This is a genomic window from Rhizobium sp. JAB6 (assembly GCF_003024605.1).
Classification (GTDB): Bacteria; Pseudomonadota; Alphaproteobacteria; order Rhizobiales; family Rhizobiaceae; genus Rhizobium.
In genome coordinates this window covers 20,785-44,407 of sequence record NZ_PYJQ01000007.1, presented here as the reverse complement: position 1 = coordinate 44,407, position 23,623 = coordinate 20,785, and the positions used below count along the sequence as shown (strand labels likewise).

Sequence of the window (23,623 nt, the reverse complement as noted above, 5' to 3'; positions counted from 1 at the left end):
AACTGATTCCTTGATATCAAGATTAACATCTTGGTAACGGAAAAGCGCAAGTCCTAGTTTTCGTTTATTCCCACCCTAAGATTATTGCTCCAAGACTTGCGCGAAGCTGGCGTCTCGGTCGAAGATCCCTCCAGCTCAACATTAAGAGAGGAAATAGAATGCGTTATCTCCATACGATGGTCCGCGTCACCGATCTCGACGCCTCGTTGCATTTTTATAGCACCTTATTCGGGCTTGTCGAAACCCGCCGCTACGAAAACGAGAAAGGTCGCTATACGCTCGTTTTCCTTGCGGCCAGCGAAGATGCCGAATCGTCCCGCAGCAACGGCGCCCCCAGCCTGGAACTGACCTATAACTGGGACCCGGAAGAATATAGCGGAGGACGCAATTTCGGCCACCTCGCCTATGAGGTCGACGATATCTACGCGACCTGCCAGAAGCTTATGGACAACGGTATCACGATCAATCGGCCGCCGCGCGATGGCCACATGGCTTTCGTGCGTTCTCCGGACGGTATTTCGATCGAGATCCTGCAGAAGGGCGGCAATCTACCCTCCGCCGAGCCCTGGGCTTCCATGGCCAATACCGGCTCCTGGTAGAGCCAGGCTTACGCGAGGCTTGCGGCCGCGCGGAGCCATCCGTTTCGCGCTTGCCGCCCGTGCCCATCCTCCGGCATGCTTGGACGACTCGAAGCATCATGCATCGGATATCGCGCGGTCATCGTTCCCGGTCGGCGCGCACGATATCGTCGTCCCTCGCACGAGGCCGTTCCGATGCAGGCTTATTTTGCAGGGAACGTCCTATGTGCGATCAACAGATTTTATACGGCAGAAAGAAGCTAGCAAGCACAATTGCCGTTCTTGCCTCATTTGTGATGATTGCGGGCTGCGCGACCAAGGGTCTAAAGCCGACGGAGACATCGGACATTGCACCCGCCGCGCAGCCGACGGCAGCCGAACAGCTCGCAGCCGACATGAACAGCAAGGCCGACGCCCGGCGCCGCAAGGCCGACCTTGCCTATCGCGATCCGCTGGTGCACAGCGTCAACGGCACGCGCCAGCAGATCGTCGCCCAGCAGAATCAAGCACTCTATCCGGCGCCAGCGGAAACTCCCCCTGAGGGGCAAACCGGTATTGCCGGTCTGGTGACGCAGCCGACCGGCGTCAACGCGAGCAGAAGCAGCATCTTTTCCGCACCGCCGCCCATTGCCGTCAATCCGGATGGCACCCTCGCCAAGAGCCAAGCCGACGGGAGCCAGCCCATCACGCCAATGATGCGCAGCGTCTACAGCACACCGCCAGCAGCAATGCAGGCGACGGCACCACAGACGGCGGATACCGCCACGCCGAGCGGCCGCACCTCGGCAGACATGCTGCCGCCGCCCGTCATCCGCAACGCAGTCTCGCCGGCTGCGGGTTCGCCGCAGCCGATCGCCCAGGCGACCGCATCAGGTGTTGCGGCAACGCCGACCCCGAATGTCCATGAGTTGAACGGCAGACAGGCGGCCGCGCTCGCCCAATTCATCGCCTCGAAGAACCAGCCGCAGAACGGCAAGCTGTTGGTGCAGCCGGTGCAGGGCGCGACGGGGCAATAAAGAGCGCACATTTCCAGGGTTCTTCATTGTCCCCGGCAAGAGCCTGTTAAGTCTCACTTATTTACGGCTGCCGGCAGTTTCATCCATCTGTCATTTTTTCCACAAAAAAGCAAAATTGCCGCTTGCGGGAATGAAATCACCCCGCTATAAGCGCGCCACACAACAGCTGAACGCGCCCTTCGTCTATCGGTTAGGACGACAGATTTTCATTCTGTAAAGAGGGGTTCGACTCCCCTAGGGCGTGCCACTGTTGTTTTTCTTCCCGCTGCAATTCATTTAAGCTACCGCTTGCGGACGCAATAGGCTATTCCTATCTAGGCCATGCAGCATGCGCCCTTCGTCTATCGGTTAGGACGACAGATTCTCATTCTGTAAAGAGGGGTTCGACTCCCCTAGGGCGTGCCAATCGGGTGGCTCGACGTTTTCCACAAGCACCTCGAAAATCTTCGCCTAGTCATGGATTTTTCTGCGATTTTTCTCGTTTTTCCGCTTGCGGGAATGAAAGGTGCTGACTATAAGGGCGCCACAGCACGCGCCCTTCGTCTATCGGTTAGGACGACAGATTTTCATTCTGTAAAGAGGGGTTCGACTCCCCTAGGGCGTGCCACTGTTGTTTTTCTTCCCGCTGCAATTCATTTAAGCTACCGCTTGCGGACGCAATAGGCTATTCCTATCTAGGCCATGCAGCATGCGCCCTTCGTCTATCGGTTAGGACGACAGATTCTCATTCTGTAAAGAGGGGTTCGACTCCCCTAGGGCGTGCCAATCGGGTGGCTCGACGTTTTCCACAAGCACCTCGAAAATCTTCGCCTAGTCATGGATTTTTCTGCGATTTTTCTCGTTTTTCCGCTTGCGGGAATGAAAGGTGCTGACTATAAGGGCGCCACAGCACGCGCCCTTCGTCTATCGGTTAGGACGACAGATTTTCATTCTGTAAAGAGGGGTTCGACTCCCCTAGGGCGTGCCACTGTCCCTTCTCCTAAATCAATGATTTTGCTCGGAAAGCGCGGGCAGTCAGCCTCATATCAGGCTTGACTTGCGTTACGGAGCTTTTGCCGCGTCGGTCACGCGCAGCTGCACGCGGCGGCTTCCCTGCCAGTGATCGGCCCCTAGAGTACCGGCGACATGGATCTGCGCGCCGCGGGAAGACATCAGCAGTTCACCCAGCGGTGTTTCTGCTGCGCGGAAGGCAATGCCATCTACCCGGCTACCGTCCTGCGCTTCGAGCGTAATCTTGATATGCGATTGGCCGACAAGGCGGGAATCGCGCAGCCTGTGGCTTGGAAGGGCGAAGACGGGCTGCGGATGGCCCGAGCCATAGGGACCGGCTGTCTCAAGCCTGTCGATGAGCTCCACGGTCGCGCCGCTTGCGCCGAGTGCACCGTCGATCTTCAGGGTTTCGTTGGCGACGAGCCCCGCTACTTGCTTTTCCGCCTTTTCCGTGAAGAAGGCGCGCAGCTTTCCGAGATTGCTTCGCTCCACCGTCAGGCCGGCAGCCATGGCATGGCCGCCGCCCTTTACCAGCAGACCGGCATCGACTGCCGCGCGCACCATGCGGCCCATGTCGAAGCCGTTGATCGAGCGGCCCGAGCCTGTGCCCTTTCCTGTCGGATCGAAGGCAATGGCGAAGGCCGGCCGGCGGAACTTGTCCTTGAGGCGTGAGGCAATCAGGCCGACGATTCCCGGATGCCAGTTCTCGCGCGCCGTGACGATAATGGAGGCGCCATCACCATTGCCATATTCCGCCAGAGCCTCGGCCTCCGCCTCCTGCAGCATGGCAGCTTCCATGGCCTGTCTCTCGCGATTGAGCTCGTCCAGCTTCGCGGCGATCGTGTCCGCTTCACCCCCATCGGCCAGCGTCAGCAGGCGGGCGCCAAGCGCGGCGTCGCCGATGCGGCCGCCGGCATTGATGCGCGGACCGATCAGGAAGCCAAAATGGTAGGGCGATACGGGGCCATTGAGGCCGGCTTTGCGAAACAGCGCCGACAGTCCGAGATTACCCTGATGGCGGGCAGCAATCAGCCCCTTGACGACATAGGCCCGGTTCAAGCCCTTCAGGGGTACGACATCGCAGACCGTCGCAAGCGCGACGATATCGAGCCAGGCAAGCAGGTCGATGGATCGCACGCGGGAATCGCCCGCCTCGCGCAGCATCCTGAGCGCCGCGACCAGAACCATGAAGACCACGCCGGCGGCACAGAGATGCCCCTGCCCCGAAAGATCGTCTTCGCGGTTGGGATTGACCAGCGCGTGGCACGGCGGGAGTTCATGCGCCACCTGATGGTGATCGATGACGACGACATCGATGCTCCGCGCCTTGGCCACCTCAAGCGATTCGAAACTGGTGGAGCCGCAATCGACTGTCACGATCAGCGTTGCGCCATTGTCGATGAGCTGGCCGATGGCGGTCGGGTTGGGGCCGTAGCCTTCGAAGATGCGATCGGGAATATAGATGCTGGCCGGAACGCCGAAATGCGTCAGGAATCGGTAGAGCAGCGCCGAGGAGGCCGCGCCGTCGACATCGTAATCGCCGAAGATCGCAACCGTCTCGCCCTTCCTGATCGCATGCAGGAGGCGCCGTGCGGCCTTTTCGCAATCCGTCAGCAGATGCGGATCCGGCATCAGGCCGCGGATCGTCGGATCGAGGAAGGCCATGGCCTCGTCCAGGCCGACGCCGCGGCCGGCAAGCACCCGGGCGATCAGTTCCGGCAGGCCATGGGTCTGCGCGATGGCGAGGGCCCTGTTCTGGCCCGCCTGATCAAGCCGGGAAACCCAGCGATTGCCCGTTACCGAGCGCTCGACACCCAGAAACGCCCGTTGAACTGGATCGACCGGTTGCTCCACCATCTCTCCCGGAATTTGGGGCGGCGTCTTTGCGAGACGGGCCGCCGCTATCACCCTATTCTTTCGGCCGCTCGATGCGGATGACCTGCGGTTCGCCGACGAGATAGCCTTCGTTCTTGATTGCCGCAACTGCCTTACGCACCGAATCCTCGGTCGTCGCATGGGTGACGAGGATGATCGTCTGATGATCGGACGGCGCCAGATGCTGCTTGGAGCGCTGAACGATCGATTCGAGCGAAATATGGTTTTCCGCCATGCGGGTCGCGACACTTGCAAAGACGCCGGTGCGATCGAGAACGGTCAGGCGAATGAAATAGCCGCCCTCGTGGCTCTGCATCTGCGCCTTGCGGTAGGGCTCCAGCGCCTTGGCTGGATGACCGAGCACCGGCACGCGCTGTTCGCCCGGCCGGCTCTTGGCGATATCGGCGATGTCGCCGAGCACGGACGAAGCCGTTGCGTTGCCCCCGGCACCAGGGCCGACCATCAGCAACTCGCCGAGAATGTCGGATTCGATCGCCACGGCATTGGTAACGCCATCGACCTGGGCGATGACGGAATCGAGCGGGACCATGGTCGGATGCACGCGCTGTTCGATGCCGCTTTCGGTGCGCTGGGCGACGCCAAGCAGCTTGATGCGATATCCGAGATCGGCAGCGGCGCGGATATCCTCAATGGAGACGTTGGTGATACCTTCGAGGTAGATATCGTCGGCCGCGATACGATTGCCGAAGGCGAGCGTCGTGAGGATGGCAAGCTTATGAGCGGTATCATTGCCCTCGATGTCGAAGGCCGGATCGGCTTCGGCATAGCCGAGGCGTTGCGCCTCCTTCAGGCAATCGGCGAAGGACAGACCCTCCTTCTCCATCCGGGTCAGGATGTAGTTGCAGGTGCCGTTCATGATGCCGTAGATGCGGGAAATCGTATTGCCCGTCAGAGATTCGCGCAGGGCTTTGATCACCGGAATGCCGCCGGCGACGGCTGCTTCGAAATTCAGCAGGACACCCTTCTCTTCGGCGATCTGCGCAAGTTCGACGCCGTGATAGGCAAGCAGCGCCTTGTTGGCGGTGACAACGTGCAGTCCACGCGCCAGTGCGGCCCGTACGGCGGCGTTGGCCGCACCCTCGGAACCACCGATCAGCTCGACGAACACATCGATATCGGCCTTCTGCGCCAGATCGACCGGACCGCCGAACCATTCGATGCCCGTCAGATCGATGCCGCGGTCCCGCGTGCGATCGCGCGCGGTAACGGCAACGATCTTGACGGGACGACCGCAGGTAACGGCAAGCTCGTTAGCGCGGCTCTGGATGATGCGGACGAGCGAGGCACCGACGGTGCCCAAGCCCGCAATGCCGATTTTGAGGGCATCTGCCATGGAAAATTCCTGATCAGTATTGGGACGGCAGCCGCGGAAACGGCTGCCGCGCGATATTATGAACGGTGAGCGTTCAGCGAAATGACATTGTGCATCGTCTCGTCCGCAGAGGAGAGGAAGCGCTTCAGGTTGCGCGCCGCCTGACGAATGCGATGCTCGTTTTCAACAAGCGCGATGCGGACGTAATCATCACCCTGTTCGCCGAAGCCGATGCCCGGAGCAACCGCGATGTCGGCCTTCTCGACCAGCAGTTTGGAGAACTCCAGCGAGCCGAGATGACGGAACTTTTCCGGGATCTTCGCCCAGGCAAACATGGTCGCGGCCGGCGGCGGCACGTCGAAGCCCGCCTTGCCGAAGCTGTCAACCAGAACGTCGCGGCGGCGCTTGTAGATGTTGCGCACTTCGGCAATGTCGGAACCGTCGCCGTTCAGCGCGTGGGTCGCCGCCACCTGGATCGGCGTGAAGGCGCCGTAATCGAGATAGGACTTCACGCGCGTCAGCGCCGCGATCAGCCGCTCGTTGCCGACAGCGAAGCCCATGCGCCAGCCGGGCATGGAGAAGGTCTTCGACATCGAAGTGAATTCGACCGTCACGTCGATGGCGCCCGGAACCTCCAGCACCGACGGCGGCGGCGCGTCGTCGAAGTAGATTTCCGAATAGGCCAGATCCGAAAGCACGATGATGTCGTGCTTCTTCGCGAAGGCGACGACTTCCTTGTAGAAATCAAGCGTTGCCACATAGGCCGTCGGGTTCGACGGATAGTTCAGGATGAGCGCCAGCGGCTTCGGAATCGAATGGCGCACGGCCCGCTCCAGCGGCGGGAAGAAACTGTCGTCCGGCTCGACCGGGATCGAGCGGATCACGCCGCCGGCCATCAGGAAGCCGAAAGCATGGATCGGATAGGTCGGGTTCGGGCAGAGAATGACGTCGCCGGGCGCCGTGATCGCCTGCGCCATATTGGCGAAGCCTTCCTTCGAGCCGAGGGTGGCGACCACCTGCGTATCCGGATTGAGCTTCACGCCGAAACGGCGGGCATAATAGGCGGCCTGCGCGCGGCGAAGCCCCGGAATGCCCTTGGAGGAGGAATAGCGATGCGTGCGCGGATCCTGGACCACTTCGCACAGCTTGTCGACGATCGCCTTGGGGGTCGGAAGATCTGGATTGCCCATGCCGAGGTCGATAATGTCCGCCCCGCCCGCTCGCGCGCTCGCTTTCAAACGATTGACCTGTTCGAAAACGTAGGGCGGCAAACGCCGGACTTTATGAAACTCTTCCATTTCTTTCCCCATGGGACAGCGGCCCTCAAAACCGCGCTGAAGTTCGTCGATCTCCCGGCCAGCCGCGATACGAACTTGGGACTCGCGGCGCCGTATTCATGCTATCTCGAAAGATAAGGTGAATCTTGGGCGCTTATGCACGCAAAGTGCAATCCGCCTGTCAGATACATCCAAATTCGGCCTATCCGAACGCTTTGCGTCCAAATCGTCTGAAACGCAAGGTTAATTCTGCGTCTGGCCCGGCTGCGCGCCGCCCTCTTTCTGAATTTCCTGCAGCGTATCCTGGCCATGTTCGGCGGCAAGCTTGCGCATCTCGGCAACGCGCCTCTGGTACTCGGCTTCCGAGATCGTACCGGCCTTGCGCTGAGATCCGAGCGAGGTCAGCTGCTTTACCATATCACCCGCCTGCTGATCGTTGATCTGGACGTTTGCCGCGGTCGGCGGTGCGTTGAAGGAAGGATAGCCGTCCTTGTAATATTGCTGCGTGCTGGTTTCCAAGACCGGCGTGCCCTTGGCGGGCTTCACGATCACAGCCTGAGGCGGCTGCTTGCGCTTGGCGTAGGCTGCCTTTTCTTCGGGCGTCGAGCAGCTTGCGAGCGTCAATGCGAGAATTCCGCACATCGCACCGCAGAGTACGGAATACCGGTTCAATCTTGCCACCATGCCGCCGCTCATAATTGTCTTCCTGCGCTATCTTTGCCGTGGGTTGCGACTGTTAAATTTGTCGCAGCAGCAAAGCAAGAGCAGGGTTGCGTTTCATTCGACTTGTATTCCTTTTCCCGCAAGATGTACAAATGGAAAACAAGACACGAGCTGCCGCCGGGAGGATGATGCGTGACCGACAGCAAGCGGGACAAGAATGAAGGCAATGGTGGCTTTCCCGGCTTTGATCCAAAGTCAGTCGAGCCTTACATCGTCAGGGATCCCGAAGCGATGGCCGTCAATTTTGCCCGTGCGCTGGAAAATCTCGGCAAGGCAGCCTCGGCCTGGCTGGCGCCGCGCGAACGCGGCGAGAAGGTCGATACGCTCGCCGATCCTATCACCGATATGGTCAAGACGCTGTCCAAGGTCGGCGAATATTGGCTCTCCGATCCCCGCCGGACGCTGGAGGCGCAGACTCACCTCCTGACCGGCTATTTCGGCCTTTGGACGAAAACGATGCAACGCCTCAGCGGCGATTCGTCCGCCGAGGCAGAAGCTGAAGCGGTCAAGGACAGGCGCTTTGCCGATGAAGACTGGCAGAAGAACCCCTTCTTCGACTTTCTGAAACAGACCTATCTCCTGACGTCGAACTGGGCGGAAAAGCTGGTCGGCGAAGCCGAAGGGTTGGACGAGCATACGCGCCACAAGGCGGCGTTCTACACGAAGCAGATCACCGCTGCTCTCTCGCCCACCAATTTCGTCGCGACCAACCCGCAGGTCTACCGCGAAACCATCGCCTCCAACGCCGAGAACCTCGTGCGCGGCATGAAGATGCTGGCGGAAGATATCAGCATTGGCCATGGCGAACTTCGCCTGCGGCAGACCGACATGACGAAATTCGCCGTCGGCCGCGACATGGCTCTGACGCCGGGCAAGGTCATCGCGCAAAGCGATGTCTGCCAGGTCATCCAATACGAGGCGGCGACGGACAAGGTGCTGAAGCGGCCTCTGCTGATCTGCCCGCCGTGGATCAACAAATTCTACATTCTCGATCTCAATCCGCAGAAATCCTTCATCAAATGGTGTGTCGAGCAAGGTCACACCGTCTTCGTCATTTCCTGGGTGAACCCCGACCATCGGCATGCGGCAAAGGACTGGACCTCCTATGCCCGCGAAGGCATCGATTTCGCACTCGAAACGATTGAGAAGGCGACGGGCGAGCAGGAGGTGAATGCCGTCGGATATTGCGTCGGCGGCACGCTGCTCGCGGCCACGCTCGCCCTCCATGCCAAGGAAAAGAACAAGCGCATCCGAACGGTAACCTTCCTGACGACGCAGGTCGATTTCACCTTTGCCGGCGACCTGAAGGTTTTCGTCGACGAGGAGCAGATCGCAGCCCTGGAAGAGCAGATGAATGTGCTCGGCTATCTCGAAGGTTCGAAGATGGCGACGGCCTTCAACATGCTGCGCGCCTCCGAACTGATCTGGCCCTATTTCGTCAACAACTATCTGAAGGGACAGGAACCCCTGCCCTTCGACCTGCTGTTCTGGAATGCTGACTCCACGCGTATGGCCGCGGCCAACCATTCATTCTACCTGCGCAACTGCTACCTCAACAATGCATTGAGCCAGGGCAAAATGGTGCTCGACGGCAAGACATTGTCGCTGAAGGACGTGCGCATCCCCGTCTACAATCTGGCAACCCGCGAGGATCACATCGCGCCGGCCAAATCCGTCTTCGTCGGCAGCCGGTATTTCGGCGGTCCGGTGGAATTCGTGGTAACGGGCTCAGGCCACATTGCCGGCGTCGTCAACCCGCCTGATAAGCATAAATATCAGTTCTGGACGGGCGGCCCGACGGGCGGCGACTATGAGGATTGGCTCGCCGGAGCAAAGGAGACGCCTGGCTCCTGGTGGCCGCATTGGCATTCCTGGATCCTCGCGCAAGACCACCGCATGACGGCGGCGCGCAAACCCGGCGGCAAGGCGCTCAATGCGCTGGAAGAGGCACCCGGCAGCTTCGTTCTGGAACGGGCGTAAGCAGTCGCCCGATTATGCAATTTCCTTCGCCTCTCGTCCCTGCCCGCCTGATTTCCCGCTACAAGCGCTTCCTCTTCGATGCCGAGCTGGAGGACGGGACCTTCATCACCGGATCCTGCCCGAATACCGGCTCGATGCTCGGCCTCACGGCACCCGGCTCGCGCATTTGGCTCTCCGAACATGAAGGCGCGAAGCGAAAATACCGCCATGTCTTCGAATTGATCGAGGCAGACGGCACCACCGTCGGCGTCAATACCGCCATGCCGAACCGTATCGCAGCCGAAGCGATCGCGCTCGGACAGGTCTCCGATCTCGGCGATTATACGACCGTCAAGCGCGAGCAGAATTACGGCCGCAACTCCCGCATCGACCTGCTCTTGACCGACCCTTTGCGGACAACCACCTATGTCGAGGTGAAAAACGTCCATTTCATGCGGCAGCCGGGTCTTGCGGAATTCCCCGATACGGCGACGGCGCGGGGCGCCAAGCATCTCGAAGAACTGGGCGACATGGCTGAGGCCGGCTACCGCGCCGTCATGCTGTTCATGATCCAGCGCAATGATTGCGATCGCTTCCGCATCTGCGGTGATCTCGATCCGGTTTACGCCCGGGCATTTGATCGTGCTCTGGCGCGTGGCGTCGAAGTCTATGCGCTGAAATGCAGGGTCTCGCCGACGGAAATCGCGCCTGCCGGGTTGATCCCCATGGACGAACCCGGCATAGCTGCATTAGAACAGTTTAAGATCTCTACCGAAGGCTAGTCATGGTGAATTACATCGAAGCGGCAACGGCGCCGGCGAAAAATACGGGGGCTATCCGCATCTACGGAGAAGACGCGTTTGCCGGAATGCGCAAGGCATGCCAGCTGACCGCCCGCTGCCTCGACGAACTCGCCGCGATCGTCAAGCCCGGCGTGCCCACCGATGTCATCGACCGCTTCGTTTTCGAATTCGGCATGGATCACGGCGCTTATCCCGCGACGCTGAACTACCGCGGCTATATGAAATCCTCCTGCACCTCGATCAACCATGTCGTCTGCCACGGTATTCCCAACGACAAGCCGCTACGTGAAGGCGATATCGTCAATATCGACGTGACCTATGTGCTCGATGGCTGGCACGGCGATTCCAGCCGCATGTATCCGGTCGGCGAAATCAAGCGCTCGGCCGAACGGCTGCTCGAAGTCACTTATGAATCCCTGATGCGCGGCATTGCCGCCGTTCGTCCGGGTGCCCGCACCGGCGCCATCGGCGAAGCGATCCAGACCTATGCCGAAGGCGAGCGCTGCTCGGTCGTGCGCGACTTCTGCGGCCACGGCGTCGGCAGCCTCTTCCATGACTCACCGAATATCCTGCATTACGGCCGCGTCAATGACGGCCCCGAACTGCGCGAAGGCATGATCTTCACCATCGAGCCGATGATCAATCTTGGCAAGCCGCATGTGAAGGTGCTCGGCGATGGCTGGACGGCCGTCACCCGCGACCGTTCGCTCTCGGCGCAGTACGAGCATACGGTCGGCGTTACCGCCACGGGCTGCGAAATCTTCACCCTGTCGCCCGGCGGGCTCGACCGTCCCGGCCTGCCGCCGCTGCAGGGATAAACATGGCGAAACGTCCCGCTTCTCCCAACGGACATGGCGACATGCCCCTCGATAGAGGCGGGAAGACGGAGGCGTTGGAAGAAGCCCCCCTGCTCGACGAGCGGCTATTCTTCCCCCAACCGGCTAAGCCCGCGGCGCAGACCGCCAAATCCGCTTCAGTAGCTCAATCCACGCCGACCAATGGCGAAGCCCATTATCATGGTCACCGCGAACGGTTGCGCAATCGCTACCGCGATGGCGGCGATGCGGCGCTGGCGGACTACGAAATCCTCGAGCTCCTGCTTTTCCGGCTGATCCCGCGCCGCGATACGAAACCGATCGCCAAGGCTCTGCTTGCCCGCTTCGGCACGCTTGGCGGCGTGTTCGGCGCTCCCGTCGGTCTGCTGACCGAGATCAGCGGTGTCGGCGATGCGGTCGCGCTCGACCTGAAGCTGGTCGCGAGCGTCGCACAGCGCATGCTGAAGAGCGAATTGACGGGCAAACCGGTGCTCTCCTCGTGGAAAGCGCTTATCGACTACTGTCATGCCGCCATGGCGCACGAAGCCCGCGAGCAATTCCGCCTGCTGTTTCTCGACAAGCGCAACGCCCTGATCGCAGACGAAGTGCAGGGCTTCGGCACGATCGATCATACGCCTGTCTATCCGCGCGAGGTCGTCAAGCGCGCACTCGAACTCTCCGCCTCGGCGGTGATTCTGGTGCATAATCACCCGTCGGGAGACCCGACCCCATCTCGCGCCGATATCGACATGACGAAGACGATCATCGATACCGCCAAGCCCCTCGGCATCACCGTTCACGACCATGTTATCATTGGAAAAAACGGACATGTCAGCTTCCGCGCGTTGCGATTGATCTGAAATTGCCCAACGCTTCCTAAGATTCTTATTCAAAAATATAAATCAGCAATTTGATGTAATTAGCTTTTTTAAGCAGAAGACACGTCCGCCTTTTCGAAGCGGCTGTGAATCGCCAATCCTCGTCAGTCATTATTTTTCAGCTCAGCGTCAGGATGGTCTGGCAGAAGGATTGCGGCTCTCGCAACGGCAAGCTTGCTGGCGGAAGCTGCTGTTTTGATTTGACCAATCCGCCTCAGTGGTCGATCCGATCCGGAGATCGCATGCAAAAGACATCGCCGACACTTGCCTCTCGCCTTCGCCATTTTGGCCGGGGCGCGTTCGTTGCCTCGATCGGCTTCGCGGCAGTCGCCGGTGGCTTCTATGCTCACATGCTCTGGACGACGAATTTCCATCCGGTCGTCGCCGGCGAGCTCTACCGCTCCTCGCAGCCCTCGGCCAGCAACATCGCGGAGTTTCAAAAGCAATACGGTATCAAGACCATTATCAACCTGCGTGGCGACAATAGCGGGCACCGTTGGTATGATAATGAAGTTGCTGAAGCGAAAGAGCTCAACATCAACCATATCGATTTCCATATGTCTTCGGGCCGCGAGCTGACCCAAGAGCAGGCCGCGCAGCTTGTCGACATCATGCGGAATGCGCCGAAGCCGATCCTCATTCATTGCCAGGCCGGAGCCGACAGAACCGGCCTGGCCTCCGCACTTTACCTTGCCGCGATCGCCAAGACCAACGAGGCTACCGCAGAGGGCCAGATGTCGATCATCTATGGCCACCTGCCGTTCTCCTTCACGCGTGCTTATGCCATGGACCGTACCTTCGAGAAGCTGGAACCCTGGCTTGGGCTTTCGGCGTCCTGAGCGCGTCGCGATCTTTCAGATTTGCTTCCCACGCTTTCGGTCTTTGATTTTGCGCATGTCGTTATCGCAAAGCCACCGCACCCTTTGCCCGACATGCTCTGACTTCCCGTTAGATAATCTGTAACATTGAGCCGCTACCGGTTGACGGAGCATGTTGCATTGCGACATTGATTCCCTATTCCATTCATCCGAGGCTTCCCGATGGACCAATTCGATCTCCTAGTCGTGGGCAGCGGCCCTGCCGGCCGCAGAGGCGCTATCCAGGCCGCCAAGCTCGGCAAGAGGGTGCTCGTCGTCGAGCAAGGCAAGCGCGTCGGCGGCGTCTCGGTCCACACCGGCACCATTCCCTCCAAGACGCTGCGCGAAACGGCGCTCAACCTCTCGGGTTGGCGCGAACGCGGCTTCTACGGCCGCGCCTATCGCGTCAAACAGGAAATCAGCGCCGAAGACCTGCGCCGTCGCCTGCTGATCACCCTCGACCACGAGGTCGAAGTGCTGGAACATCAGTTTGCCCGCAACCGCGTGCAGCATATCCGAGGCAAGGCAAGCTTCGTCGATCCGCAGACGATGCAGATCCTCAAGGATGATGGCGAGGTTGTCACCGTCTCCGCTACCAGCATCCTGCTCGCGGTCGGCACCAAGCCGTTCCGTCCGGATTACATGCCGTTCGACGGCAAGACGGTTCTCGACAGCGATGAACTGCTCGATATCGAGGAACTGCCTCGATCGATGGTGGTCATCGGCGCCGGCGTCATCGGCATCGAATATGCGACGATCTTCAGCGCGCTCGATACGCAGGTGACGCTGATCGATCCGAAATCCACCATGCTCGACTTTATCGACAAGGAGATCGTCGAGGACTTCACCTATCAGCTGCGCGACCGCAACATGAAGCTGCTGCTCGGCCAGAAGGCGGAGAAAGTGGAGCGCTTGCCGAACGGCAAGGTCGAGCTGACGCTGGACAATGGCCGCCGCATCACCACTGACATGGTTCTCTTCGCCGCCGGGCGCATGGGCGCCACCGATACCCTTAATCTTGCCGCCGCCGGCCTTGAGGCCGATGCACGCGGCCGCCTCAGTGTTAATCCGGAGACCTTTGCGACGAAGGTTCCGCATATCTTTGCCGCCGGCGATGTGGTCGGTTTCCCGAGCCTCGCCTCGACCTCGATGGAACAGGGCCGCATCGCCGCCCGGGTCGCCGTCGGTGCGATCGCCAAGGAGCCGCCGAAATACTTCCCCTACGGCATCTATGCCGTGCCGGAAATCTCCACCTGCGGCCTGTCGGAGGAAGAGGTCAAGGAGCGGCATATCCCTTACGAATGCGGTATTGCCCGCTTCCGCGAGACCTCGCGAGGCCACATCATGGGCCTTGATACAGGTCTCCTGAAGATGATCTTCTCGCTGAAGACCCGCCGCCTGCTTGGCGTCCACATCGTCGGCGAAGGCGCGACCGAACTCGTGCACATCGGCCAGGCCGTGCTGAACCTCAAGGGCACCGTCGAATATTTCGTCGAAAACACCTTCAACTATCCGACGCTCGCCGAAGCCTACAAGATTGCCGGCCTCGACGCCTGGAATCGAATGGGCGACATCAAGTCGGAACTTTGATATCCCTGTGACGGCAGCTGTGCGAAGCCCAGGCAAATTAGGGGTTTGGAAGACTAGCGCCCTGGATGCTGAGGCGGAAGGCCGTCGGCGTCTGGCCGTTGATTTCTAAAAATGCGGCGTTGAAGGCCGATAGCGATGCGTAGCCGACCGAGTATGCCGCCTCGGTGATAGTCACATCATTCACTCCGAGGAGTTCCATTGCGCGAATGATGCGCAACCGGCGCAACGTCTGACGCCAGGTCATACCCATCTCATCCGAGAAACGACGAGCGAGTGACCGCTCCGTCATCGCAACGTCGCGCGCAATCGAGGCAAAGTCCGGCGCTTCGGCCATTCGCTGTTCGGTCAGCCGCATCGCCGCAGCGACGCTACTCGAACGGGGTAGCGGCATGGCGGCATGGGACGGCGTAGCGGCGAGTTGGCTGACGACCGCGGCCAAGGTCGCGAAGAGTTGCCGCGCATAGGGATCGAGCGGCTTATCGGCATCGGTCCAGACACGGCAAGCAAGGATCAATTCTCGCGCGAGAGGAGTCACATTGATGACCGTAAGAGCCTCTGCCGGAGCGGGAATGAATGTTCGAGCGAAGAGAGCTGAACAGGCCATCACCGTCTGCGGCAAGGTCACATGAATACTCCGGCCCGCTTCAATGATGGCGGCCCGCGACGGGGGCAATGACCACACCTTGCCCTCCGCCTCCAGACGCATCGTGCCGGCCGTACAGTAAAGCAGGTAATGCCGGTCGAAACACAATTCAGCACGGTCGGCTGGCGGGAACAGCCGGGAAACGCTGTAAGCTTCGGCTGCTTCTACCATCAGAATATGCCTCAGACGATCGTCTCAAGAACTTCGGACATCATCCGTCGGCTAATCGGCGGCGCCTTCATCAATGGGCGCAACACAAGGCCGAGCTGCTTAAACACGTCCGACGCCGTGTAGGTGCGGAAATGCTCAACGTCCCACCACTCGTGCCAAATGCGAACCGCCCCGTCGTCGACAGGGTCGATATAGGCACTGAATGCGAGGTTTCCCTTCATGGCGAGGATAACATCACTATCTTGAAGCAGCCTTGCAACGACTGCGGGGCGGCTTTCGGGTTCAACAGTAAAATCGACGATCGCGATGAACATTTGGCTCTCCTTGCCTTTAACGCTCGGGAGGTTAGTCGAACATAGTGATTGATGGCTGCCGCGCATCGGTCAAATGTACGCGTCTAAAGGACAGAAACAATTCATATCCGGCGGGCACCAGCCGGGTTTCCGGTTTGCTCATTTACGCAGCTGTGGTGAGATGCGTTTGACCGCGATGTGGCCCGTCTTTGCAAGCAAGCCATCATCGAGCATCTTATCAATATAGCAACGATGAATGCCAATATCGGTCAATTCCTTATCCAGCCGATAAGTCGCAGCTCCTCTCCTCGTGCGCGAGGAGAGGAAGTTTACTGTTTCCTCACAACAAAAAGCCCCGCCGCGAACGGCAGGGCTCGATTTCAGTCCGGTAGAAAACCGATTATTCGGCGCTGTCTTCAGCAGCCTTCTTCTTCGGGGCGGCCTTCTTCTTCGGAGCGGCAGCTTCTTCGCCTTCGGCAGCGGCTTCCGTCGCTTCAGCCTTGGCAGCCTTCTTCTTCGGAGCGGCCTTCTTGGCAGCCGGCTTGTCTTCTTCTTCGTCGTCGGCCAGCAGCGCTTCCTTGGAAACGGTCTTATCCGTGACGTTAACCTCGGTCAGCAGGTGGTCGATAACCTTTTCTTCGAAGATCGGGGCGCGCAGGTTGGCGGAAGCGCCTGGCGTCTTGCGGAAGAATTCCAGGATTTCCTTTTCCTGGCCCGGGAACTGCTGCAGCTGTGCGTAAAGCGCGCGCTGCAGTTCGTCTTCGCTGACTTCGACACCGGCCTTTTCGCCGATTTCGGAGAGAACGAGGCCGAGGCGAACGCGGCGCTCTGCGAGCTTGCGGTATTCTTCGCGAGCCTTTTCTTCGGTGGTGTCTTCGTCTTCGAAGGTCTTGCCGGATTCGCTGAGATCGGTTTCGATCTGGCGCCAGATGCTGGCGAATTCAGCGTCGACAAGCTTCTGCGGCGTGTCGAACTGGTACATTTCGTCAAGCTGGTCGAGGATCTGGCGCTTGACCTTCTGGCGGGTGACCGAGCCGTACTGGCTTTCGATCTGGCCGCGAACGATTTCCTTCAGGCGATCGGCGGATTCGATGCCGAGCTTGGAAGCGAGTTCGTCGTTGATTTCGATTTCGCCGGGAGCTGCAACTTCCTTGACGTTGATGTCGAAGGTGGCTTCCTTGCCGGCGAGGTTCTTGGCCGGATAGTCGGCCGGGAAGGTTACGGTGATGACCTTCTCATCGCCAGCCTTGAGGCCGACGAGCTGCTCTTCGAAGCCCGGGATGAAGCGGTTGGAGCCGAGAACGAGCTGTGCGTCTTCGTCCTTGCCGCCGTCGAAGGCTACGCCGTCGACCTTGCCGAGGTAATCGATGGTGACGCGGTCGCCGTTGGCGGCCTTGCCCTTCTTGGCTTCATAGCTGCGGGCGCTTTCGGCAATCTTGAGGATCTGCTCGGTCACTTCATCTTCAGTGATTTCAGCGACTTCGCGGGTGACCTTGATGCCGTTGACCGGCTTCAGCTCGATCGCCGGGATGACTTCGTAAGACAGCGTGAATTCGAAGTCGGCCTGGGCGGAGAGGATCTTTTCGGCCTCTTCCTGGTCCTCGGTCATTGCGATTTCAGGCTGGGTGGCCGACTTTTCGCCGCGCTCGGTCAGGATCGCCGGCGGCTGATCGCGAACGATTTCGTTGACGAGATCGGCCATGATCGACTTGCCGTAGACCTTCTTCAGGTGCGAGACCGGAACCTTGCCCGGACGGAAGCCGTTGATGCGGACCTTGTCCTTGACCTCGGCGAGGCGCTCGTTCATGCGCACTTCCATGTCCTTGGCCGGGATGACCACCTTGATTTCGCGCTTCAGCCCTTCAGCGAGCGTTTCGATAACCTGCATTGTCCTACCTTCATTCATGGCGGCCGTGCCCAGACAGCCGTTCGTTTCGATGAGCACGACGCCGGAAAATCCCGAGCGTGGCTTGGATGCAATTCTCTTTCACCTTGCAAGAGCGCCGCGCATCCAGCCGAACGCGCAAAAGGCAGCTCTATCCCGTCACGAGCCAAAACATCTTGTCCCCTTCCTCATCGAAAGCGGGATGCTTTGGGCAAGATGGCGCGTCCTGCGGCATATTGGAAGACAGGCTTGGTCAGCCTCCCCCCGTCCACAAGACAGTGTTGGTGCGGGTAGAGAGACTTGAACTCCCACGCCTTGCGGCACCAGAACCTAAATCTGGCGTGTCTACCAATTTCACCATACCCGCGTTCCCAAAACCGCACGGCGAATGCCTGCCCATGGGGCCTTCCGGAGCGCGGCGTCTCTATATCACCCGTTTCAAACCACGCAAAGGAAAAATGACGGTTCCGCGACGACGCTTAAAGCTTATCGGAGCACTTCGCGCAGATATCGTCAGTAAAGCGGCTCCTCGTAGACGGATTTGCCATCGAGGAGCAGGCTTCTGATATGGGCAACGCCGTCGGAAGACACGCGCGCCACGATGGCGACGCGATTGTCGTTGCGGGCACTTTCGATCTCGCGGCCCTGTCCTTCGGGCATATAATAGCGTTCGATACCATAGGTAACGCCGAGCATCGCTTGGGATTGATCGGCTGCATCGCCATAAAACACATAATCGTAAGGCAGGCTTTTGAGAACGACCGTGTCGGGTTTCGGATCGAGGACTCCGAAAGACGATTCGACAATGCCCCAATAGCCGTCCTCCTGCTTCTTCAGGCGAACGGACAGGATCGAAGCACTTCGGCTTGTTTTCGGCGGTCCGTCGACCAATGACGAGATCGGAACTCGGGAGATGTCGTAGTTCAAGGTCACGTAGTCGCCGCGCAGAAGATCGCGCGGATCGACCGGCGCCGTCTTCAAGAGAACCTCGACGCCGGTCCGCAAACCCCAGGCCCGCTCTCCGACCATATAGCCGAGAACGGCCGTCTGCAGAGCGGCAACGACGATGGCTGCGATCCACAAGCGAGAGGAGCCGATGATCGGGCTCTTTTCGGCGATATCGCTCATGCCCGTGTCCCCTGCCCGTTCTGGTCGGAAAAGCGCCGTTCCAGCTGGATGACCAGCCAGGCGGCAATCGCCACAACCATGCCGGCGACAAGGAAAAAGCCTGCCGTGCCGATGATCGAGCCGATCGTCTCGCCTGCGAGATAGAGAATTTCGCAGGCAAAGACGAAGTAAGCGAGATAGCGCACCGCGCCATTGTCGCGGCCGCTGAGCGAGATGGCTACCACCGAGCTCGCCAGTGTCGTTGCTGCCACGATGACAAGCGGCAATTTATCCTCGACCCAGACATTATTTTCCAAGGAGCCGTTGCTGATCTCGGCATGAACAAGAAAGAAGCCGATCGACGCAACTAAAAAGGTGTAGAACGCCGGCGCCGCGCCGGCGGTGCGTGCAAAGCGCAGGAGCGGCAAGGCGGGAATGCTGACGACGAGAAACGCCGCCATGCCGAGAGCGGCAAACAGGATGGCGGTATTCAGTCCTTCATGCCGGCCAAAGAGCCATGTCAGCCAGCCGACGAGCATGAGATATGCCAAATGCCGGGCCATGGGCGCGTTGACATAGCGGACAAGTGCAATCAGGACCGCAGCCATCAGAGGCGGCATCCAGGGCATGATCCCATACCATTCATCGAAATGCCCCCAGAGATAGACGCCGCAAAATGCCCAGGCCAGAAAACCGGCGAGACCGACCTGCGCCGAGGAGCGGAACAAGGCCGCGACGAGGCAGGCCGCGGCGAACCATACAGTCATCATTCTAAGCTCGTCGCCGGACAGATTGTACATCTGGCCGACCAGCGCCATGGCGCCACCGAAACTCAAGGTGCCGAGAATCAACAATGCAGCGGCGATGAGGGAGCGGCCTTGGGCTAACAAATATGCCGCCGCGAGATAGAAGGCCCATATCATCGCAACCAGCCCCAGCAGACGGGCAATTCTCGGAAGAACCTCCCAGTTTGCAGAGATGAACAGCAAGATGGCGAGGCCGAGAAGCACGGCGGCGATGATGGCCAGCACGCGCCCGGCGCTGAAACTTGCCTGGCGGCCGTCATATTCGCTCAGTATGGCTTTCGCCGTTACCGCATCGACCAGGCCCTTGTCGGTCCAGATCTTCAGATCCCGCTGCAGCCTGCCCCTGTACATGCTCGGCTCCCCCTCGTTGCGATTCTGCTCGCGGCAGAGCTAGCACAAATCCGCGCACAATCGATGCGAGCCGCGCGTTTCTAGCCGAAGCTTCGGCTCATAGGTATGTGCCATATTAATACGAAATTAAGGGCTCATGGAGTATCTTCAGGGCCGGTAAAGAGATACCGATGAGAGGTATGCGCCTAGGTCATGCCTCCCATGAAATTATTGCGCTGCACAAATTCAAAAAGTCATACTATTTATCCTGCAACAAACACGGCAATGGCGCGCCGGCCGATCCTGATCGGACTAGCCTGGGGATATGAATCCCGACACGACATTCGGAGCCGCATACTCCTCCTCCCAATGCGCTCCGATCGATTGACGACACTCCTCCTCCCAAGTCGTCGATCATCATAAATGACGCCCACCGCATCCTCCTCCCGCGGTGGGCGTTATTTTTTATCTCCCTAAATCGGTTTATGCTGTGCTGATGCCCTTGCCGACCGGCAGAAGGCAATTGCCGGTATGAGAGGAGTCCCAAGCTCGTTTCCGAACCGCAGCAAAGCAATTTGCGGCAACATTCGCTCCTCGGAAATAGCCGGACTGGTAAAAAAAGTGGCTATAAGCCGGCAGCCATCGGCAAGGCCATGAAATGCCTGATAATGGCTGGAAATCGACGTCCGGCGGCAGCCCGCTTTGGCCGCGATATGCGCACAAAGCAGCCACCATCTTAGGCAAAGCATCCATCAGACTTGCGCGTTACGCATAGGTGGCATGAAGCTTTCGCGCTTTTAGTTTTCGCGGCGCAGCATATATTTAAATCCATTAGATCGACGACGGAACCAATGACGGAACTGCTCGATCCCTTGATCCTCGAAAGGGACTACCATGAACCTGACCCGTTCTTTCAACAACTGGCGCAAGTATCGTCAAACCGTTAACGAACTCGGCCGCATGAGCGCCCGTGAACTGCACGACCTCGGTATCGACCGCGCCGACATCCATCGCGTTGCTCGCGAAGCTACCGGCCGTTAATCGCCGGATAGGCTTCGCCCAACAGCGAAAGCCTACTCAACGCCCGTTGCGGACCTCCGCGGCGGGCGTTCTTTTTTGCTCATCGAGTGAGCAGCCGCAGCATTATCCATTCTCCTCCAAGCTATTCGCCATACGCAAGGCACACAAATTTTGAGCATTGGCGGCTTTTTGGGCGTCATATTGCACAAATGCATAGCAGACGCTTCTTCTTTGCACTGCACAATCAACCTCTTCGCGCCTATATAGAGTGCAAGCGCTGAGGCGGTAACCGTACCGCCCGCAAACAAGATACCGAGGAAAAGATCATGAACCCGATTCGCATTGCAAAGAACTGGATCAGCTACCGCCGCACTCTGAACGAACTTGGCAATCTCTCCAGCCAGACCCTTTCGGACATCGGCGTCAGCCGCTACGAAATCCGCAACATCGCTGCTCGTTCTTTCCGTTAATAGGAACCGACTGAGCAGACTGCCTCAAGACGGCGCCTTTGGGCGCCGTTTTTGATTCCGGCGATCAGATCGCCGCACAAGTTAATCGCCTCGCAGAGCTTCCGTTGATCCGCGACGAGCCGCTCGCCCGCCGCCGCATATCGTTGCCGCCAGACATACTGCGCCAAGCTACCCACGCGGCGGAATGGACATAGTCACGGCCGCCATCATCCGCCATTTTGGAACGGAACCGCGCGTTTCTCATTTCCAGGTGGAGACCTTTTGGCACGGAGGCGGAAAATGCAAATCCAAGGAATTTACGCCGCGCTTGCTACGGCCAGCATGGATCGAGCAGAGACCTTCTATACTCGACTGTTCGGCCGAGGGCCTGACGATCGTCCCATGGATGGGTTGATCCAATGGCGCAATGTTGCAGGGGCGAACATTCAAATCTTCCGCGACAAGGAGAATGCGGGGTACGGCAGACTGACCATTGTGGTGCCGAAAATGGATGAAGCTCGCAAATCGCTCGAAGACTTTGGCGGGAAGCTCACCGCAGAATCGCAAGGCGACTATGGAAAGATCGCCCAATTGGCGGATCCTGACGGAAACCGCATCACTCTTGCAGAACCGCCCTCGAGGCCTTTCAATACGTAGCTCCCATTAGGCGGGCAGACGAAGGACTAAGTTTGCCATAACACCGTTGCCCAGTTTTGCGCGGCATGCCTTAGCAAAGCATTGGATCGTCGGCCCGCCCGTGATAATGACGCGCGCATGACACAGATCACTTCCCATTCTCCCATTCACGTTATCGGGGGCGGCCTCGCCGGCTCGGAAGCCGCATGGCAGATCGCCAATGCCGGTGTTCCCGTCATTCTGCACGAGATGCGCGGCGTGCGCGGCACGGAAGCGCACAAGACGGACGATCTTGCCGAGCTGGTGTGCTCCAACTCATTCCGCTCCGACGATGCGACCAGCAATGCCGTCGGCGTCATCCATGCCGAGATGCGCATGGCCGGCTCGCTGATCATGGCATGCGCCGACAAGCATCAAGTGCCGGCCGGCGGTGCGCTTGCCGTCGATCGCGATGGCTTTTCGGCTGCGGTAACACAGGCGATTGCAAACCATCCCTTGATCACCGTCGTTCGTGAAGAAATCCAGGGGCTGCCGCCCAAGGAATGGGATCAGGCGATCATCGCCACCGGTCCGCTGACGGCGCCGGATCTTGCCAGCGCCATCCAGGCGGAAACGGGCGCGGATGCGCTCGCCTTCTTCGACGCCATCGCGCCGATCGTCTATCGCGAGAGCATCAACATGGACATCTGCTGGTATCAGTCGCGCTATGACAAGGTCGGTCCCGGCGGTACCGGCAAGGACTATATCAACTGCCCGATGGACGAAGCCCAGTACAACGCCTTTGTCGATGCCCTGATCGCCGGCGATGCCGTCGGCTTCAAGGAATGGGAAGGCACACCCTATTTCGACGGGTGCCTGCCGATCGAGGTCATGGCCGAGCGCGGTCGCGAGACGCTGCGCCATGGACCGATGAAGCCGATGGGGCTGACCAATGCCCATAATCCGACGGTCAAGGCCTATGCCGTCGTGCAATTGCGTCAGGACAATGCGCTCGGCACGCTCTACAACATGGTCGGTTTCCAGACGAAGCTGAAATATGGGGCGCAGGCAGAAATCTTCCGGCTCATTCCGGGTCTCGAAAATGCGGAATTCGCCCGCCTCGGCGGTTTGCACCGCAATACCTATATCAACTCGCCCACCCTGCTCGACCGCTCGCTCGTGCTGAAGTCCCGGCCCGGCCTGCGTTTTGCCGGCCAGATCACCGGCTGCGAAGGCTATGTCGAGAGCGCCAGCATCGGCCTGCTCGCCGGCCGCTTCGCCGCAGCCGAACGCAAGGGCGAAGCACCCTTGCTGCCTCCGGCTACGACGGCGCTCGGCTCGCTTCTGAACCACATCACCGGCGGCCACATCGTCTCGGACGAGGAGCCGGGCAAACGCTCCTTCCAGCCGATGAATATCAATTTCGGCCTTTTCCCGGAGCTGGAGCCGGGCTCGATCGTCAAGCCGGAGGGCGTCAAGCGCTTTCGCGGCAAGGACAAGACCATCATGAAGCGTCAGCTGATCGCCAAGCGTGCGCTTGCCGACTGCGCCAAATGGCTTGGCGTCCAGGCGCCGGTGCTCGCGGAAAGCGCCTGACACATCGGGCTTCG

Annotated in this window: 21 protein-coding genes and 6 tRNA genes; 17 read left to right on the top strand and 10 right to left on the bottom strand. The window is 59.5% G+C overall.

Features of this window, described 5'->3' with window-relative positions; all coding sequences use genetic code 11:
- Positions 1-158: 158 nt before the first annotated feature.
- The 7 genes from C7U61_RS08940 to C7U61_RS08910 all read left to right on the top strand — a co-directional run bounded on the left by C7U61_RS08940 (position 159) and on the right by C7U61_RS08910 (position 2,561).
- A complete protein-coding gene (locus tag C7U61_RS08940) occupies positions 159-599 on the top strand; it encodes a VOC family protein (RefSeq protein ID WP_106997757.1) in 441 nt (146 codons plus the stop codon).
- Positions 600-874: 275 nt separating this feature from the next.
- Positions 875-1,594 (top strand): hypothetical protein, encoded by a 720-nt coding sequence (locus C7U61_RS08935; RefSeq protein WP_245410776.1) that lies wholly within the window; start codon positions 875-877, stop codon positions 1,592-1,594.
- 172 nt (positions 1,595-1,766) lie between these two features.
- Positions 1,767-1,841: transfer RNA gene (locus tag C7U61_RS08930), tRNA-Glu, on the top strand.
- An 83-nt stretch (positions 1,842-1,924) separates the two neighbouring features.
- Positions 1,925-1,999: transfer RNA gene (locus C7U61_RS08925), tRNA-Glu, on the top strand.
- Positions 2,000-2,126: 127 nt separating this feature from the next.
- Positions 2,127-2,201: transfer RNA gene (locus tag C7U61_RS08920), tRNA-Glu, on the top strand.
- 83 nt (positions 2,202-2,284) lie between these two features.
- A tRNA-Glu gene (locus C7U61_RS08915) sits at positions 2,285-2,359 on the top strand.
- Positions 2,360-2,486: 127 nt separating this feature from the next.
- Positions 2,487-2,561: transfer RNA gene (locus C7U61_RS08910), tRNA-Glu, on the top strand.
- Between the two features lie 74 nt (positions 2,562-2,635).
- Here the strand turns inward: C7U61_RS08910 and recJ are convergent.
- The 4 genes from recJ to C7U61_RS08890 form a co-directional block, all read right to left on the bottom strand.
- Positions 2,636-4,438, bottom strand: a complete 1,803-nt coding sequence (gene recJ / locus C7U61_RS08905) for a single-stranded-DNA-specific exonuclease RecJ (protein ID WP_106997939.1) — start codon at positions 4,436-4,438, stop codon at positions 2,636-2,638.
- 55 nt (positions 4,439-4,493) lie between these two features.
- Positions 4,494-5,813, bottom strand: a complete 1,320-nt coding sequence (locus tag C7U61_RS08900; RefSeq protein ID WP_106997755.1) for a homoserine dehydrogenase — start codon at positions 5,811-5,813, stop codon at positions 4,494-4,496.
- A 56-nt stretch (positions 5,814-5,869) separates the two neighbouring features.
- Positions 5,870-7,090, bottom strand: a complete 1,221-nt coding sequence (locus C7U61_RS08895; RefSeq protein WP_106997754.1) for an LL-diaminopimelate aminotransferase — start codon at positions 7,088-7,090, stop codon at positions 5,870-5,872.
- 222 nt (positions 7,091-7,312) lie between these two features.
- Positions 7,313-7,765 (bottom strand): hypothetical protein, encoded by a 453-nt coding sequence (locus C7U61_RS08890; protein WP_106997753.1) that lies wholly within the window; start codon positions 7,763-7,765, stop codon positions 7,313-7,315.
- 159 nt (positions 7,766-7,924) lie between these two features.
- Between C7U61_RS08890 and phaC the strand changes: the two genes are divergently transcribed.
- The 6 genes from phaC (at position 7,925) to sthA (ending at position 14,694) form a co-directional block, all read left to right on the top strand.
- Positions 7,925-9,772 carry a class I poly(R)-hydroxyalkanoic acid synthase gene (phaC, locus tag C7U61_RS08885; protein ID WP_106997752.1) on the top strand — a complete coding sequence of 616 codons (1,848 nt, stop codon included), beginning with the start codon at positions 7,925-7,927 and terminating at the stop codon, positions 9,770-9,772.
- 14 nt (positions 9,773-9,786) lie between these two features.
- The gene (gene sfsA, locus C7U61_RS08880; RefSeq protein ID WP_106997751.1) at positions 9,787-10,533 is read left to right on the top strand and encodes a DNA/RNA nuclease SfsA; all 747 of its coding nucleotides are present in this window, start codon (positions 9,787-9,789) and stop codon (positions 10,531-10,533) included.
- 2 nt (positions 10,534-10,535) lie between these two features.
- The gene (gene map, locus C7U61_RS08875) at positions 10,536-11,372 is read left to right on the top strand and encodes a type I methionyl aminopeptidase (RefSeq protein WP_106997750.1); all 837 of its coding nucleotides are present in this window, start codon (positions 10,536-10,538) and stop codon (positions 11,370-11,372) included.
- Positions 11,373-11,374: 2 nt separating this feature from the next.
- Positions 11,375-12,229 (top strand): DNA repair protein RadC, encoded by an 855-nt coding sequence (radC, locus tag C7U61_RS08870; protein ID WP_106997749.1) that lies wholly within the window; start codon positions 11,375-11,377, stop codon positions 12,227-12,229.
- A 260-nt stretch (positions 12,230-12,489) separates the two neighbouring features.
- Positions 12,490-13,086 carry a dual specificity protein phosphatase family protein gene (locus tag C7U61_RS08865; RefSeq protein WP_106997748.1) on the top strand — a complete coding sequence of 199 codons (597 nt, stop codon included), beginning with the start codon at positions 12,490-12,492 and terminating at the stop codon, positions 13,084-13,086.
- Between the two features lie 201 nt (positions 13,087-13,287).
- On the top strand, positions 13,288-14,694 hold the full coding sequence (gene sthA / locus C7U61_RS08860) for a Si-specific NAD(P)(+) transhydrogenase (protein WP_106997747.1): 1,407 nt from the start codon (positions 13,288-13,290) through the stop codon (positions 14,692-14,694).
- A 37-nt stretch (positions 14,695-14,731) separates the two neighbouring features.
- On the opposite strand, the gene C7U61_RS08855 is transcribed toward sthA, so the two are convergent.
- The 6 genes from C7U61_RS08855 to C7U61_RS08830 all read right to left on the bottom strand — a co-directional run bounded on the left by C7U61_RS08855 (position 14,732) and on the right by C7U61_RS08830 (position 19,950).
- Positions 14,732-15,508 carry an AraC family transcriptional regulator gene (locus tag C7U61_RS08855; protein WP_106997746.1) on the bottom strand — a complete coding sequence of 259 codons (777 nt, stop codon included), beginning with the start codon at positions 15,506-15,508 and terminating at the stop codon, positions 14,732-14,734.
- Between the two features lie 11 nt (positions 15,509-15,519).
- On the bottom strand, positions 15,520-15,822 hold the full coding sequence (locus tag C7U61_RS08850) for an antibiotic biosynthesis monooxygenase (protein WP_181315822.1): 303 nt from the start codon (positions 15,820-15,822) through the stop codon (positions 15,520-15,522).
- Between the two features lie 379 nt (positions 15,823-16,201).
- A complete protein-coding gene (gene tig, locus C7U61_RS08845) occupies positions 16,202-17,689 on the bottom strand; it encodes a trigger factor (protein ID WP_106997744.1) in 1,488 nt (495 codons plus the stop codon).
- A gap of 279 nt (positions 17,690-17,968) precedes the next feature.
- Positions 17,969-18,053 (bottom strand) — tRNA-Leu (locus tag C7U61_RS08840).
- Between the two features lie 146 nt (positions 18,054-18,199).
- Complete coding sequence (locus C7U61_RS08835) at positions 18,200-18,814, bottom strand: GDYXXLXY domain-containing protein (RefSeq protein WP_106997743.1); 615 nt, start codon at positions 18,812-18,814, stop codon at positions 18,200-18,202.
- Positions 18,811-19,950, bottom strand: a complete 1,140-nt coding sequence (locus tag C7U61_RS08830; RefSeq protein ID WP_106997742.1) for a DUF2157 domain-containing protein — start codon at positions 19,948-19,950, stop codon at positions 18,811-18,813. The genes C7U61_RS08835 and C7U61_RS08830 overlap by 4 nt, the downstream gene beginning before the upstream one ends.
- 873 nt (positions 19,951-20,823) lie before the next feature.
- Between C7U61_RS08830 and C7U61_RS08825 the strand changes: the two genes are divergently transcribed.
- The 4 genes from C7U61_RS08825 (at position 20,824) to trmFO (ending at position 23,609) form a co-directional block, all read left to right on the top strand.
- A complete protein-coding gene (locus C7U61_RS08825; RefSeq protein WP_081615319.1) occupies positions 20,824-20,970 on the top strand; it encodes a DUF1127 domain-containing protein in 147 nt (48 codons plus the stop codon).
- Positions 20,971-21,275: 305 nt separating this feature from the next.
- A complete protein-coding gene (locus C7U61_RS08820; RefSeq protein WP_069611985.1) occupies positions 21,276-21,419 on the top strand; it encodes a DUF1127 domain-containing protein in 144 nt (47 codons plus the stop codon).
- Between the two features lie 279 nt (positions 21,420-21,698).
- Positions 21,699-22,055, top strand: a complete 357-nt coding sequence (locus C7U61_RS08815; protein WP_106997741.1) for a VOC family protein — start codon at positions 21,699-21,701, stop codon at positions 22,053-22,055.
- 117 nt (positions 22,056-22,172) lie between these two features.
- A complete protein-coding gene (gene trmFO / locus C7U61_RS08810; RefSeq protein ID WP_106997740.1) occupies positions 22,173-23,609 on the top strand; it encodes a methylenetetrahydrofolate--tRNA-(uracil(54)-C(5))-methyltransferase (FADH(2)-oxidizing) TrmFO in 1,437 nt (478 codons plus the stop codon).
- Positions 23,610-23,623 lie beyond the last annotated feature (14 nt).